The organism is Glycomyces niveus (genome assembly GCF_017592475.1).
Lineage (GTDB): Bacteria > Actinomycetota > Actinomycetes > Mycobacteriales > Micromonosporaceae > Glycomyces > Glycomyces niveus.
In genome coordinates this window covers 257,039-271,562 of record NZ_JAGFNP010000004.1, presented here as the reverse complement: position 1 = coordinate 271,562, position 14,524 = coordinate 257,039, and the positions used below count along the sequence as shown (strand labels likewise).

The window sequence follows — 14,524 nt, the reverse complement described above, 5'->3', positions numbered from 1 at the left end:
CTAGGGTTTCTTGTTGTCGATGGTCACGACGTCGACCTTATTACCCTTGGGGTGCTCCAGTTGGATCGGATTCCCGTTGGAGTCGGTCAGGGTGATGGTGACGCTCTCCGGGATGTAGTTCGGGGTGCCGTCTGCGTTGTCCGGCGGGTAGTTCGGCGTGACGGAGTACGTGACGTCTTCGTTCGGGTTGGCCTTCATGTAGTCCCGGACCTGGTTTTCGACACCGAGCATGGTCGGCGAGTTCACCGGCCGGTAGAGGGGTGTGAAGTTCCGCGCGTCGAAGTTCGAGCCGCCGAACTGCGCGCCGAGGAGGTGGCCCTTGTTCATCTTGCCGACCATCCCGGGAGGGATGTCCTTGGCCCTGGTCGGGTCGGTTTCCTGCCGCATGTCTTCGCGCACTTGCCAGTTCATGGTGATGCTCATGCCGGTGGCGCGCCCGTGCTTGTCGAGGTCGCCGTACTGGGGCTGGTGTTTCGGGTCCTGCTGCGACCAGTCGTTGTCGTTGTCGTTGGTCTTGCGGTCGCGTGGTGTGGTGCTGCCGGTGCGCACCTCCCGCACCCGGCCGGCGTGGAACTGCCCGCCGGAGTATTCGAGGATGCCGGTGACGGTGCGCTGTCCGCCGGTGGCGGTCGGGTCGACGACCTGGAAGTCGCCCTGATTCGGGTTGCTGGGGTTGGAGCCGGAGTTGGAGTGGCGGACGAGCAGGGCGGCCGAGAGCACGAGAAGCCCGAGGGTCTGTCGTATGAAGCGTCGCATGTGGATCAGACCCCCAGGAGCGCTTTGAGCGCCATCAGCGAGTCGAAGAGGTCGGTGATCACCCCGTGGATCCGGCCCGTCCACTTCAGGATGAGCGCGGGGATCTTCGCGAGGACCAGCGGCGGGAACACGAGCTCGATGAGGATGCTGATGGCCTGCCCGACGGCTTCGGCGATCATGTCCCGCACGAGTTCCCGGGTGACCGCAACGAGAGTCCCCGCCCCTTGCGTCGCCGCGGCCATCGCCGCAGCGGCTCCGGCCAGCGCGGCGGTCCCGGCGACGTTCGCGTCCATGGTCGTGAGGTAGCCGTCCTTCGCATCGCCGACCCACTCGCTCGAGAGCTCGCGTGCGAACCCGTCGAGCTCGGTTGCGAGCGTGTTGAACCGCTCTGCCATGTTCGACCAGGTCTGCGCGTGCGCGGCGACGAGATCCGGTTTGCCGGTGAGCTTGTCGAGCACTTCCGTGAGGGGTTCGAAATGCTCGATCAGGAACGACGCCGCGGTGGAGAAGAGATAGCCGACCGGGTCGAGGGCGGCTCCCGCCACTTCGAGACCGGCGCCGACGATGGAGAGGCTGCCCTGGACCCAGTTGCCTTCGGAGAACTGTTGGGCGAGGTCGTAGCCGGTCTCCATGGCGGAGATGCCTTTGAAGGGCTGTGTCGGGTCGGGTGCCGGGGAGGCGACGAGATCGCTCATTCCAGGCTCTCCCCGAGTGCTTCGAAGTCCAGTGCCGCGTCGTCGTCGGCACTCTCGTAGCTGTTGGCGGTTCCCGTGATCGCTCCGGACAGGAGCTCCATGTTCTCCTGCCCGTAACGGACCATCTCGTCGAAAGCCTGGTGGCGGTCTTCCAGAATGGCTGGGATCCACTCGCACAGCAGCCCGTATGCCTCGTCGTCTTGGGAGATCGCCTGGGAGGCCGACAGGATCGAATCGAATTCGGAGGTGAAACCAGAGAAGCGGGCGGCCAGTTGGCGCAGCTGGTCGGGGTCGACCTGGAACCCTTCACCCATCTCAGTTCTCCTCGGAGCGGCCGGAACCGGCGTTCTCGACGAGAGCTCTCGTGGTCGGCGAGTCGGCCCCGAAGTGGCGCGAGGCGACTTCCTGGGTCTTCTGTGCGGCCAGGGCCTTCGCGGCTGTGAGGGCTTCCTTGATCTGGCGGGCGGTGACGTCTGGGGCTTGGCGCTGCACCCGAGTGGAGAGGGTGAGGTCTTTGAGGTTCCCCGAGGAGTCGACGATGACGGTGACGACCCCGTTCGGATCGGTATACGTGGCCTCGACCGCTGCGAGCTCGGTGTTGGCCGCCTGCAGGTTTTCGGCGTGGGCCACCATCCGGTCCCGCCACTCGTCCAGCTGCCGCCGCGCGTCCTCGATGTCCGGCATGGGATTCGCCTCCGTCCCCTTCGTGTTCGCTCAACCGAGAGTAAGTGACTGATGCTCGCATTTGAGTACTGGCTCGCGCACCAGAAGCGCTGCGGCAGACTGGAATGCAGGATCAGGGCTCGAGGAGCGGCCGATCCAGAACGCGCTCGTCAGGCCGTTCCGCGTGGGCCGGGACCCCTCCCGGGCCCGCCGGGCTACAAAGACGGCACCGGCACCGTGCCGTTCAGCCCGAGGAGTTCTGATGAGCCGCAACTTGATCGCCCTTCCCGCCGCAGTCGTCGCCGTCCTGGCTGTGACCGGCTGCGGCAGCGGCGAACCCGCTGAGGAGGCTTCGACCTCCGAACCGGTCGCGACCACCGAAGCGCCCAGCCCCACGGAGGAGCCCTCGCCGACTGAGGAGCTTTCGCCGACCGAGGAGGCCCGACCGATCGACGACACCCCGCTTGAAGCGGCCGATGGCACCGACCTCGACGCCTGCTTCGACGGCACTTGTGAAGTGGTCGTGGAGGCCGGGACGGGCATCGGGTTCGACGACAAGTTCGACGTCGGCACCGTGCAGGTCACCGCGATCACCGATGACGGCGTCACGTTGGTCCTCAGAGACGGCATGAGCAGCACGTCCTTCGGCGTCGGGGGCGGCGGCGCCTCGGGCGGGGCCGATGGGACCGAGCTGCTCGCATACACCCTCATGTCGGTCTCCGGGGACACCGCGATCATCGCGTTCTACCCTGAGGCGCGCTAGCGCAGCGGATCTGTGGTGGTGAGACGGCCGCGTAAGGAGCGCGAGCGCGGCGCGACCACGGTCGTCGACATACGCGAGTCGCGGGCGTGTCCGGGAAAATCCGGCATTGCAGGCAACCCTAGGCCCGGGCCGCTGCGTATTTGGTTGAGCGCTCGGTCCAAATCCATTGGGGCCGAACGCGTTCGCCGCCTTCGCCCGACTTGGATCGCGGCACGACCATCAGAAAGGCATCCTCCATGCGCAACCGCTTCGCGGCGCTCCTCGTCGCACTCGCCATCCCCCTCTTCGCCGTCCTAGGGCTCGCCACGCCGGCGCTCGCCGCGTACGAGCAGGACTGGACGACCAACGTCACCTGGTACGAAGACAGCTCCAGGGAGTGCGTCGAGAACCGCTATGTGTCCGGCTGCGTCCAGCCGTACGGCGACTACATCTGGCTCAAGAACAACGGCTCGGCCAACTACGTCGTGAAGATCACCTGGTGGGACCTCGACGGCGACCGCGAGGGCTACTGCACCAACAACTTCGCCCCATCGGCCGGGTGGACGGTGTGCAACAAGGACTTCCCGGAGGGCCACCGGATCGCCTGGTACGTCGTGTACCACGCCGACGGCCAGTGGTGGTCCGGCTCGACCCAGACCACGACGGTCTAGTCACGGTGGGCGGGGCCGCGCAGCGGCCCCGCCCAGCACACCCGGCTCAGGTCGTCCGCAATCTGGGGCAGGCGGGTGCGGCCATGCCTGCTTGACCTTCTCGACTCAGCACCACCGATGAATTCCGGGCGTACGGTCGGTCATAGGTGGTGAGACGGTTCGATGGGAACCGGATCTGTCGAGAGGACCACCGCGATGACCGAGTCGACCCCGCAGCGGCCCGTGACGGGACGGGACGTGCCCGAGGACGGGTTCCGGACGTTCCTCCAGGTGCTGGTGAACACCGCGATCGCCAATGTGACGACCAGTTTCCTGTGGTTCGCGCTGACGTTCTGGATCTACGTCGAGACGCGCAATGTGATCGCCACGGGCGTCATCGGCGCGTCGTACATGCTCTTCCTGTCGCTGTTCGGCATGTTCTTCGGGACCCTGGTCGACCGGTTCCGCAAGAAGGCCGTGATGGTGTGGGCGACCCTCGCCGCGCTCGCGGTCTTCGTCCTCGACGCGGCGTTCTTCTTCGCGATCGGCGAGGACGGCATCAAGGACCTCGGGCTCCCCTGGTTCTGGGTCTTCGCCGTCGTGATGCTGGCCGGCTCGGTCGTGGAGCAGCTGCGGGGCATCGCGCTGTCGACCACCGTCACGCTGCTGGTGCCCGAGGAGCGCCACGCGAACGCCAACGGCATGGTCGGCACCGTCCAAGGCGTCGCGATGCTGGTGACGAGCGTGTTCAGCGGTCTGTCGGTCGGATTCCTGGGCATGGGGTGGACGCTCGTGATCGGCATCGGCGCGCTCGCGCTGACCCTCGTCCACCTGGTGCCGCTGCGCATTCCCGAGGAGCGGCCCTCCGGATCGGAGACGAGCGAGGCTTGGGTGGACGTCCGCGGCGGTTGGCTCGCGGTGCGGGCCGTGCCTGGCCTGCTCGCGCTCGTGCTGTTCACCACGCTCAACAACCTCTTCGGCGGAGTCGCCATGGCCGTTATGGACCCGTACGGCATCGACATGTTCGGTGTGGAGGGCTGGGGCATCTGGTTCGCGGTGGCCTCAACGGGATTCATCGCCGGCGGCGCGATCGTCGCGAAGCGGGGCATCGGCAAGAACCCGATCCGCACGATCCTGATCGTCGTCATCGTCCTCGGTGCGGCGGGCGCGATTTCCACCGTCCGGGAGTGGGCCTGGCTGTACATCGCCGGCGTCTGGCTGTTCATGGCGCTCATGCCCGCGGCCGAGGCCGCCGAGCAGACCGTCATCCAGCGCGTCGTCCCGTTCGAGAAGCAGGGCCGCGTCTTTGGATTCGCGGTCACCTTCGAGGCCGCCGCCGCGCCGGTCACCGCGCTGGTGATCGCCCCGGTCGCCGAACTGCTGGTCATCCCGTACATGGAGACGGATGCCGGTCAGCGGCAGTGGGAGTGGCTGCTCGGCACCGGCGACAGCCGGGGCATCGCCTTGATCCTCCTCATCGGCGGCGTCGCCACGGCCGCGTTCGGCTGCATCGCGCTGCTCACTCCGCAGTACCGCCAGCTCAGCGAGAGCTACCGGGCGGCGAAGGCCACCGTGCCCACCGCGACCGCCACGGCCACCGAAGCGGATGCGGCGGACGGGACCGGAGACCGCGAGCATCTGGAGGTCTAGCACGACAGCTGTTTTTCTTGCAGCTGCTCAGTGCCTTGAGGGGCGGCCGGCCCCTTCGACGTGTCCGGGAGTGATGTGGTCCTCAGCGACCTCGCTTGACAAAATTACTGAGTCGAGTCATTATTGAGTCAATTCAGATTGAGTCGGCGGGGCGCGGCCTCGGAGTAGGAGCAAGGTGTCATGAAGGCGTTCGTGGTCGGGGGGTACAAGGACCCGCTGGAGTTCGCGGCGGTGGCCGAGCCGGTCGTAGCCGAGCGGGAGGTGCTCGTCGAGGTGGAGGCCGCCGGGCTGAATCCGCTCGACGAGAAGATCCGCAGGGGCGAGTTTCGGCAGATCCTGCCGTACAAGCCGCCGTTCGTCCTCGGCCACGATCTTGCCGGCACCGTTGTCGCGGTCGGCTCGAAGGTCCGCGGGTTCCAGCCCGGTGACGAGGTGTACGCCCGGGCCGCCGATCACCGGATCGGCGCCTTCGCCGAACGGATCGCGGTTGCCGAGGCCGATCTGGCGCGCAAGCCCACCTCGGTCAGCATGGGCGAAGCGGCCTCGCTGCCGCTGGTCGCGCTGACGGCCTGGCAGGCCCTCGTCGAGCGGGGCCGTCTGCGGGCCGGGCAGCAGGTCCTCATCCACGCCGGGGCCGGAGGGGTCGGGTCGATCGCGATCCAGCTCGCCAAGCACCTCGGTGCCACCGTAGCCACCACTGCGAGCGCCCCGAACGCCGAGTTCGTGCGCGAGCTGGGCGCCGACGTCGTCGTCGACTACCGCACGCAGGATTTCGAGCAGGCGCTCGGCGGGGTCGATCTGGTGCTGGACAGCCTCGGCGGGGCCAACCTCGAGAAGTCCCTGCGCATCCTGCGCCCCGGCGGCAAGGCGATCGGGATCGCCGGACCGCCGGACGCGGCGTTCGCTCGCGAGATCGGTGCCGGGACGGCACTGCGCCTGGCGACGAGCGCGCTGAGCGCCGGCATCCGCCGCCGGGCTCGCAAGCTCGGCGTGACCTACGAGTTCCTGTTCATGCACGCCAGCGGCGACCAGCTCCGCGAGCTCACCGCCCTCATCGACTCGGGCGCGATACGCCCGATCGTGGGCAAGACCGTCCCCTTCGACCAGATCCCCGCGGCCCTCGGGGCCCTCGGGCACGGCGGCATCCGAGGCAAGACCGTCGCCGTAAAAGTCTGACCGGGCCAACCGGCCGTCAAAACGATCAATCACGCAGGAGTCATCATGAATATGCATACACCGGTCACGTCGTACGCCGAGGCGCCGACGAACACCATCACGGCAAGCAACGGGGTCGCCTTCGTCTACCGCGAACTCGGACCCAAGGGCGGCATCCCGGTCGTGCTCTTCGTCCACCTCGCAGCGACCCTCGACTACTGGGACCCGCTAATCGTCGACGCGATCGCGAAGGACCGCCACGTCATCGCCTTCGACCAGCGCGGGGTCGGCGCCACTGCCGGCGAGGTGCCCGACACGGTCGAGGCGATGGCCGAGGACGCCTACGCGTTCATCACCGCACTCGGCTTCGACCAGGTCGACGTCTTCTCGTTCTCCCTGGGCGGGATGGTCGCCCAGGCGCTCATCGCCGCCCACCCGGACCTGGTCCGCCGACTGGTGCTCACCGGAACGGGTCCCAAGGGCGGCAAGGACATCGACAAGGTCGCCGGTCCGACCTACCTCGACATCCTCAGAGCGACGCTGACGCGCTCGGACCCGCGGGAATTCCTGTTCTTCAACCGCGACAAGGTCGGCAAGGCCGCCGCGAAGGCGTACGTCGAGCGCACCACCGGTGCGCGCACCGAGAACCGCGATGCACCGATGAAGCTGCGAGGCTTCCAGACCCAGCTCAAGGCCATCAAGAAGTGGGGACGCAGCACTCCGCACGACCTCTCGAAGCTCACGCAGCCGACATTGATCGCCAACGGCGACAACGACCGCATGGTGCCCTCGGTCCTGTCCGAGGACATGCACCGCCGCATCCCCGGCTCCGAGCTGGTCATCTACCCGGACTCCGGGCACGGCGGCGTCTTCCAGTTCCACGAGCGGTTCGCGCCGCTCGCCGCCGCGTTCCTGAACCGGTGAACGCCGCCCGGACCGACTGAGACCGATCCACCTCAGGAAGCCGGAGGGCATGGGCGCCGGCGCCGCTCGGAGCATCCTCGCGAATCGTTGGGGTCGGAGCCGACGTGGGAGAATCGACCGGCGCACCGGCGCTCATACGACGACGGCCGAACCCGTGACCGCGTGCGGTCACACGATTTCACGAAGGATGCACCCATGCCAGCCGCCCCGAAACGGGTCGGGCGACGTGAGCGGAACAAGCAGGAGAAGCTCGACCGCATCATGGCAGCCGCCGGCGAACTCTTCGCCGAGCACGGCGTCGACGAGGTCACCACCCAGCAGATCGCCGAGAAGGCCGACATCGGCGCCGGCACCCTGTTCCTGTACGCCAAGAACAAGGGTGAGCTGCTGCTGCTCGTGCAGAACTCGACCTATGCGGACGCGCTCCGCGAGGGCACGGCCGCCGCCGAGACCACTCCCGACGCGCTCGAAGCGGTGATGGCGATCATCGGCCCGGTCGTCGCGTGCAACCGCAAACAGGTCGACAACGGCCGCACCTACCTGCGAGAGATGGTCTTCGGCGACCCGAGCGAACCCCACCACGGCGCCGCTCTCGACCTCACCGTCCAGACCGAGCAGGCCATCACGGCCGTGCTCCAACGCCATGAGCAGATTGACCTCAAGACCGCGGCGACGCTCGCGCACATCATCGCGGCGATCATGTTCATCAGCATGGCAGTCACGGTCAACATCGACCGATCCGTCGACGACATACTCCGCGAAATCCGCGAGCAGCTCCAGGTGCTGCTGCCCCGCTGACTTGAGACACCGAAGGGCGCCACTCGTTCGGTGCGGTGGCCTGTCGGATTCGGCGGGCGACGACGGCCCCGGCACCCCCGCATGGCCGCCTCGACCGCCCCGCTCCTCATCGCCACCGTCACGACCTTCGAGAGGTAACGAATGAGCACCACCCGTGAACTGCCGCTGGACGCGCGGGAGCGCCTCGACCTGTGCGACTTGCTGGACGACCTCGGTCCCGACGCTCCGACACTCTGCGAAGGCTGGACCACGCTCGACCTCGCCGCGCACCTCGTGCTGCGCGAGCACTTCTCCAAATGGACCGAGCCCAAGCTGACGGTGGAGAAGGCCAAGGGCCTTCCCGCCCTGACCGCCCGCCTCCGCGCGGGCGCCCCGCTCATACCGTGGCGGATCCCGGGCCTGCGCAACCTGCTCAACGGCACCGAATACCTCATCCACCACGAGGACATCCGCCGCGCCAACGGCCTCGCGCCCCGCACCGACCGCCCCGACCTCGACAAGATCGCCTGGGCCACCGCACGCCTCACCGCCTGGGGCACCGCCCGCAAGATCCGCCCCCACGGCCTCGAACTGCGCACGCCCGCAGGCGAAACCCGCCACTACGGTCCCGCAGGAGGAGCCGTCCTCACCGGCGCCCCGGTAGAACTGCTCCTCTACCTCAGCGGCCGTCGGGAAGCCGCCCTGGCCGAACTCACCGGCGACCCCGAAGCCGTCACCGCCCTGGACGACTGACGTGCGCCACGGCGCTCGATCCTCGTCCGTCCGTTTAGAGGAATCCGAGAAGTTTCACGGCGAGTACGACCCCGCCCAATGCATCCCGAGAAGCGGCGGCGACAACGAGTGCCCCGGTGGATGACGGCGCCGTCATCGACCTGCTAAGGCCATCGACTTCAAGGGCACGCGCAGCGCGACCCTCCAGCCTCCGAGGAGCGTCGGCCCCGCTTCGAAGGTTCCTCCCAGCAGTTCCGCGCGCTGTTTGAGGCCGATCAGGCCGTGCCTTGCGCTTGGCAGGGGGACTACAGGTCGTACCGGCTCCGCGTTGACCACCTCTGCTTGGACCGCGCCGTCGTCTTGGGCGACTTGGATGTGGACTGCCGCGCCGGGGGCGTGTTTGCGGGCGTTCGTCAGTGCTTCCTGGACGGTGCGGTAGATCGCGCGCTGAACCGGGGGGCTGAGTTCCGGCAGCGGGCCCGTCTCGAGGTGCGCCTCCATGCCGGCGTTGGCGACGAGTTCGCCGAGCTGGTCGAGCGTGGGCTGGGGTGCGAGGCCGTTCCCCGAGCCGCCTCCGGCGCGCAGGACGCCCACCATGTACCGCAGCTCGTCCAGGGTGCGCGCCGCGAGCGTGCGGATCGTGTCGGCGGCTTCGACCGAGACCGATTCCCGGGTGCTCACCTGGAGCGCTCCGGCCCGCACCGCGATCAGGCTCACCTGGTGGGAGACGACATCGTGCATCTCGCGGGCCAGGTGGGCGCGCTCCTGCGCGAGCACCTTCTGCGTCGCGAGCGCCTGCTCGTGTTCGCGGACCTCGCTGATCTCCTCCAGGCGGCGGGACAGCTCCTGCTTCGTCTGGAGCAGTTGGCCCAGGAACACCGCGGCTCCGGCAGGCGCCAGCGAGTACACGCCCCACACCGGCCAGGCCGATTCGGCCAGGATGTCGCCGCCTCCCCACCACGGGGCGATGGTCAAGCCCGCGTAGGCCAGGGCGCATCCGCTCAGCAGCCAGCGGTTCCGGGTCGCGGACGCGACCGTGAACAGCGCGATGAGCGATGCCGCGGACTGGCCCATGAGCAACGGCATCGGGAGCGTGGCGATGAAGACCGCCAGCGGGAACCGGCGGCGCACGGCCAGCGCGAGCACGCCGGCCACCAGGACGATGTCGTCCCACCAGTTCCCGGGCATGTAATTGAACGCCAGGTCGGCCCCGGCCACGGCGATGAGGGCGACGTCGAGGAGGACGGCGGGCCAGCGGGAGCCCGAGTGCCACCAGGCCGCGATGCGAGCCACGAGCGAGGTCATCGCCGCTCGCCCTTGTCGGGATCGGCGCTGTCGAGCAGGCCCGCGCGTTCGGCCATGAGTGCGGCCTGGACCCTGTTGGCGACCTGGAGTTTGGCGAGGATCGCCGAGACGTGGTCTTTGACGGTGCCGACGCCGAGGTAGAGGCGGGCGGCGATGTCGGCGTTGGACAGTCCGTCCGCGAGGTGCACGAGGACGGCCCGCTCCCGATCGGTCAGGGTGTCGATGAGGACGGTGTCGGCGGGCTGCCTGCGGGTCGACGCGAGGTAGCCGTCGACGACGGTCGAAGTGACTTTGGGGGAGAGGACCACGCCGTCGGCGGCGAGGGTGCGCACCTGCAGGGCCAGGTGATCGGGAGCGGTGTCCTTGAGCAGGAAACCGGCCGCGCCCCGGTGGAGGGCCGCGGCGACGTACTCGTCGTTGTCGAACGTGGTGAGCATGGCGACCACGGGCGGCGACGGCCTCGCGAGCATGCGGTCGAGCACGGTCAGACCATCCACATCGGGCATTCGAATGTCGAGCAGCACGATGTGGGGGTGCAGCCGTTCGGCTTCGGCCACCGCGCGGGCGCCGGTGACCGCGCCGACCACCTCGATGTCCGGGGCGGCGTTGAGGATGAGCTCGATACCGCTGCGGATCAGCGCCTCGTCGTCGACGATCAGAACCCGGATCACGGCCGCTCCTCCATTGTCGTTTCCACGGATCGATTCGTAGCACGCCCGGACCTCGTCGCGCTCGCGTCGCAGCCGTTCCGCGGCGTTTCCCGCCGGTCGGCGGGGGTCCTTCGGACGGTCGGCGGGCGAGCGGTCCCCGCCAGGAGGGAGCGGTTCCCGCCGTCTGCGGCAGCGCGCCGGACCTTCGCCGGATGGGAAGTGCGCCCGCGCCGCCGCAGGCTGTATCCATGACTGACACCGACACCGTACGGAGCGAGCGGACACTGCGGCTGATCCGCACCGGCCGCGAGACGCCGCCCGAACCGACACCGCAGCGAGGCGGCACGCTCGGCCGCGTGCTGGGGCTCGACCTGGCCCGGGCTCTCGCGATCTTCGGCATGTTCTACGCGCACGTGGGACCGATGCAGGAGTTCAAGAACCCCGTCGTCAACACGATCATGCAGATCCCGCACGGCCGCGCGTCGGCCCTGTTCGCGGTCCTGGCCGGCCTGTCGCTCGTCCTGCTCGCGGGAGGCCGCCGAACGCCGCCCGCGCTCGAACGACGGCAGCGGATCGTGAAGATCGTCATCCGGGCGGTCCTGCTGATCGCCCTCGGCACGGCGCTGACGCTCTGGCTGCGCACCGACATCGTCATCCTGGCGTTCTACGGCCTGTTCTTCCTGCTCGCGCTGCCGTTCACGCGCTGCGGCGTCAAGACGCTGGCGGTCCTCTCGGCCTCGTTCGCGGTCGTCGGCTCCGTGGTCTTCTACTGGATCTCCATGGCGCAGCCGGCCTTCGTCACCGCGCTGAACGCGCACGACCCGATCACCCGCATGGGCGCCGACGGCCTTGGCCGACTGCTGTTCACCGGCCTCTACCCGGCCGTCCCGTGGCTCGCGTACATCTTCGCGGGCATGGCGATCGCCAAGCTCGACCTGTCCGCCAAACGGGTGCGCATCGGCATGGCGTCGGTCGGCGCCGGCCTGGCGCTGGCCGGTTACGGACTCTCGTGGGTGCTGCAGAAGGTCCTGTTCGCCGGAGGCGGCATGGGCGGCAGCGGCTCCGGTTCCTCCGGTTCGGGTATGGCGTCCGCTTCGACGGGCTCGGGCTCGTCCGGGATGAGCGGTTCATCCGGCACGTGGTCCGATTCGATGAGCGGCTTCGATCCTTGGTCGCGGGACATGCTGCAGTTCCTGCTCTCGGCCTCGCCGCACTCGGGCACCGCGTTCGAGCTGCTGGGCAACATCGGCATCGCGATGCTGGTCATCGTCGGATCGGTCGCCCTGCTCGACCGCTCAGCCCTCGCCCGCAAGCTCCTGACGCCGATCACGGCGGCCGGTGCGATGTCCCTGACCCTGTACGTCGCCCACCTCTGGGCACTCAACCACGTCCCGTCGAACAGCGAGGGCGGCGCGGTCACCGCGGCACTGGCGGTGTGGGGCTGGTTCTGCGTGGGAGGCATCGTGTTCGCCTTCGTGTGGTCCCGGTTCTTCAAGCGCGGGCCGCTCGAATACGCGATGCAGTGGGCCACGAGCCCCGCCAAACTGATGCGCTGATCGACTGCGGCGCTGTCGCAACGGGGGGCCGCTGGGCCGGAGCACTCGCTCCGGCCCAGCGGCTTCCCTCCACTCGATACAAGGAGCACGACATGACCGTCACTCTCGCCCGTGCTCACGAGGCCGACCTCCCGGCCTTCCGAAAGGAACTGCAGCGGGCGTTCACCGAAGAGGCCGCAGCCTACGGCATCGGCGGCCAGGAGGTGCCGATCCCTCCCGATGAGGACGTGCGCGCCTCGTTCCGCGCGCCCGGAGCGGCGGTGTACCACGTGCTGCTGGAGGGGGAGAAGATCGGCGGCGCGGTGCTGCAGATCGACGAAGGGACGCAACACAACTCGCTCGATTTCTTCTACATCGCCCCGGAGCACCACGGCCTCGGGATCGGACTCAAGGCGTGGCGGGCGATCGAGGCCGCGTACCCGCAGACCGAGGTGTGGGAGACCGGGACGCCCTACTTCGAGCAGCGCAACATCCACTTCTACGTCAACAAATGCGGATTCCACATCGTCGAGTTCTTCAATGAACACCACCCCGACCCGCACGACCCGCATGGAGCGGCAGCCGACGAGGACCACCCCGAGGAGCCGGACGGCGAGGGGTTCTTCAGGTTCGAAAAGGTCATGCGGCCGTAAGACGGCGGGGAAGCCGGACCCGGCTTCCCCGCCGATCGGGGTCGCGGTTCCCGCCGATCGGCGAGTCGGAAACCGCGAACTGCCGGGTGGTTCGCGCCGTTCCTTCACCACAGAGTGGAGACATGACGCATTCGCAACCGCCGCAAGAGAAAGCGACTCCTCAGGAGCACGCACCGCCCTCGCCCCGGACCCCGGGCGAGCCCGACGACCCCGCCATGACCGCTCCCCCTTCGAAAGGCGACGCCTCGATGGGACGCCTCGTCGGGGTGGACCTGGCCCGCGCGCTGGCCGTGTTCGGCATGTACATCGTGCACGTCGGACCGATGCTCTCGACCACGAGCGGGGTCGGCAGCTGGGTCCGGTACATGGCCGACGGTCACTCGTCGGTCCTGTTCGCCACGCTCGCCGGCTTCTCGCTGATGCTCATCGCCGGCCGCAAGGCACCGAAGACCGGCCTCTCCGGGCGGAAAGCCAAGGCGCGCATAGCGATCCGCGCGATCGTCCTGCTGGCCTTCGGCACGCTCCTGGCGAAGTTCTTCGGCGACGTCATCATCATCGGCTTCTACGGGGTGTACTTCCTCGTCGCCATGCTGTTCCTCAAACTGAGCGGGAAGGCGCTCGCGATCACCGCGGCCGCGCTCGCGATCGTCGGGCCGCAGTTGGCGTTCGTCGTGCGCCCGCTGCTGAGCGGCTCGTTCCAGCAGACGGTGGACGCGTACGACCCGCTGGAGAAGCTCAGCGGCGTAGGCGTCATCGACCTGCTGTTCACCGGCTTCTACCCGACGATCCCCTGGATCGCGTTCGTGGTCGCCGGCATGGCCCTGGGACGCGTCGACCTGTCCGCCCCCGCCAACCAGCGGCGACTCGCCGCCCTCGGTGCCGGGCTCACGGCGGTGGCGTACGGCCTGTCGCTGCTGCTGGCGGGCAAGGGCGCGCTGCGCAGCATGGCCGAGGACGGGTCCTCCGGCTCGTGGTCGGGCTCGGGCTCGGGGTCCTGGTCGGGTTCTGGTTCCGGGTCCTGGTCGGGCTCGTCGAAGCCGCCGATGGACAGCGGGTCGTTCGAGTACCAGCCATCGGTCCGCGACCTGTTCGTGGCGGGGCCGCACAGCGGCACCACGTTCGACATCATCGGCAGCGTCGGCATCGCGATCCTGGTGATCGTGGGTGCGACGTTCGTGATGGACCGACTGCCGCGCCTGCGCCGCCTGATGAAGCCGGTCGTCGCGGTCGGCACGATGTCCCTGACGGCCTATGTCGGCCACTTCGTCGTCATGACCTGGTTCGCCCTGCCCGGCGGCGGCGTCCGCGGGTCCTGGATCCCGGTGCTCACGCTCATCCTCGGAGCGATCGTGTTCGCCGCGGTCTGGTCCCTGTTCTTCAAGCGCGGCCCGCTCGAGTACCTGCTCAACCTCACCACCAAACCGGTGAAATACCTCAAGTGAGACGGCGGAACGCACGACAAGCGCCTAAACCATCCTAAACGGACTGCGGGGCGCCGAATCGAAACAACGGTTCGGCGCCCTCAGTGTGGACACCCAGGACCTCACGGCCGGCAGCGAGCGATCCTCCCTTCTGGGCAATTCAGGTCGAAGCGCAGCCGGTGTCGGTACGTATTGTTATTCTTTCGCCACTTTGTG

The 14,524-nt window shown here is 68.3% G+C and carries 16 protein-coding genes; 10 read left to right on the top strand and 6 right to left on the bottom strand.

Annotation, left to right across the window (positions count from 1 at the left end; genetic code table 11):
* From J5V16_RS09640 to J5V16_RS09625, 4 genes are read right to left on the bottom strand one after another with little or no spacing between them, the layout of a single operon-like run.
* Complete coding sequence (locus tag J5V16_RS09640) at window positions 1–756, bottom strand: DNA/RNA non-specific endonuclease (protein ID WP_208495930.1); 756 nt, start codon at window positions 754–756, stop codon at window positions 1–3.
* Window positions 757–761: 5 nt separating this feature from the next.
* Complete coding sequence (locus J5V16_RS09635; RefSeq protein ID WP_208495928.1) at window positions 762–1,451, bottom strand: WXG100 family type VII secretion target; 690 nt, start codon at window positions 1,449–1,451, stop codon at window positions 762–764.
* A complete protein-coding gene (locus J5V16_RS09630; protein WP_208495926.1) occupies window positions 1,448–1,765 on the bottom strand; it encodes a type VII secretion target in 318 nt (105 codons plus the stop codon). The genes J5V16_RS09635 and J5V16_RS09630 overlap by 4 nt, the downstream gene beginning before the upstream one ends.
* Window position 1,766: 1 nt before the next feature.
* Entirely contained in the window at window positions 1,767–2,135 is a 369-nt protein-coding gene (locus J5V16_RS09625) for a YbaB/EbfC family nucleoid-associated protein (RefSeq protein ID WP_208495924.1), read from the bottom strand.
* A 241-nt stretch (window positions 2,136–2,376) separates the two neighbouring features.
* Here J5V16_RS09625 and J5V16_RS09620 point away from each other — a divergent pair, with 241 nt between their 5' ends.
* The 7 genes from J5V16_RS09620 to J5V16_RS09590 all read left to right on the top strand — a co-directional run bounded on the left by J5V16_RS09620 (window position 2,377) and on the right by J5V16_RS09590 (window position 8,765).
* Window positions 2,377–2,877 (top strand): hypothetical protein, encoded by a 501-nt coding sequence (locus J5V16_RS09620; RefSeq protein ID WP_208495922.1) that lies wholly within the window; start codon window positions 2,377–2,379, stop codon window positions 2,875–2,877.
* Between the two features lie 236 nt (window positions 2,878–3,113).
* Window positions 3,114–3,527: a hypothetical protein gene (locus J5V16_RS09615; RefSeq protein ID WP_208495920.1), complete on the top strand. Its 414-nt coding sequence runs from the start codon at window positions 3,114–3,116 to the stop codon at window positions 3,525–3,527.
* Between the two features lie 195 nt (window positions 3,528–3,722).
* Window positions 3,723–5,156 (top strand): MFS transporter, encoded by a 1,434-nt coding sequence (locus J5V16_RS09610; RefSeq protein ID WP_208495918.1) that lies wholly within the window; start codon window positions 3,723–3,725, stop codon window positions 5,154–5,156.
* Between the two features lie 180 nt (window positions 5,157–5,336).
* Window positions 5,337–6,332 carry an NADP-dependent oxidoreductase gene (locus J5V16_RS09605; RefSeq protein WP_208495916.1) on the top strand — a complete coding sequence of 332 codons (996 nt, stop codon included), beginning with the start codon at window positions 5,337–5,339 and terminating at the stop codon, window positions 6,330–6,332.
* A 45-nt stretch (window positions 6,333–6,377) separates the two neighbouring features.
* On the top strand, window positions 6,378–7,235 hold the full coding sequence (locus J5V16_RS09600) for an alpha/beta fold hydrolase (protein ID WP_408612398.1): 858 nt from the start codon (window positions 6,378–6,380) through the stop codon (window positions 7,233–7,235).
* A gap of 195 nt (window positions 7,236–7,430) precedes the next feature.
* Window positions 7,431–8,033 carry a TetR/AcrR family transcriptional regulator gene (locus J5V16_RS09595; RefSeq protein ID WP_208495912.1) on the top strand — a complete coding sequence of 201 codons (603 nt, stop codon included), beginning with the start codon at window positions 7,431–7,433 and terminating at the stop codon, window positions 8,031–8,033.
* A 141-nt stretch (window positions 8,034–8,174) separates the two neighbouring features.
* Window positions 8,175–8,765 carry a maleylpyruvate isomerase family mycothiol-dependent enzyme gene (locus J5V16_RS09590; RefSeq protein WP_208495910.1) on the top strand — a complete coding sequence of 197 codons (591 nt, stop codon included), beginning with the start codon at window positions 8,175–8,177 and terminating at the stop codon, window positions 8,763–8,765.
* Window positions 8,766–8,897: 132 nt separating this feature from the next.
* Here J5V16_RS09590 and J5V16_RS09585 read toward each other — a convergent pair whose 3' ends face one another.
* Window positions 8,898–10,049 carry a sensor histidine kinase gene (locus J5V16_RS09585; protein WP_208495908.1) on the bottom strand — a complete coding sequence of 384 codons (1,152 nt, stop codon included), beginning with the start codon at window positions 10,047–10,049 and terminating at the stop codon, window positions 8,898–8,900.
* Complete coding sequence (locus J5V16_RS09580) at window positions 10,046–10,720, bottom strand: response regulator (RefSeq protein WP_208495906.1); 675 nt, start codon at window positions 10,718–10,720, stop codon at window positions 10,046–10,048. The genes J5V16_RS09585 and J5V16_RS09580 overlap by 4 nt, the downstream gene beginning before the upstream one ends.
* A gap of 227 nt (window positions 10,721–10,947) precedes the next feature.
* Between J5V16_RS09580 and J5V16_RS09575 the strand changes: the two genes are divergently transcribed.
* The 3 genes from J5V16_RS09575 to J5V16_RS09565 all read left to right on the top strand — a co-directional run bounded on the left by J5V16_RS09575 (window position 10,948) and on the right by J5V16_RS09565 (window position 14,329).
* The gene (locus tag J5V16_RS09575) at window positions 10,948–12,255 is read left to right on the top strand and encodes a heparan-alpha-glucosaminide N-acetyltransferase domain-containing protein (RefSeq protein WP_208495904.1); all 1,308 of its coding nucleotides are present in this window, start codon (window positions 10,948–10,950) and stop codon (window positions 12,253–12,255) included.
* A gap of 92 nt (window positions 12,256–12,347) precedes the next feature.
* Window positions 12,348–12,887, top strand: coding sequence for a GNAT family N-acetyltransferase (locus tag J5V16_RS09570; protein WP_208495902.1), 540 nt, complete (start codon window positions 12,348–12,350; stop codon window positions 12,885–12,887).
* 122 nt (window positions 12,888–13,009) lie between these two features.
* Complete coding sequence (locus tag J5V16_RS09565; protein ID WP_208495900.1) at window positions 13,010–14,329, top strand: DUF418 domain-containing protein; 1,320 nt, start codon at window positions 13,010–13,012, stop codon at window positions 14,327–14,329.
* Window positions 14,330–14,524: the final 195 nt, after the last annotated feature.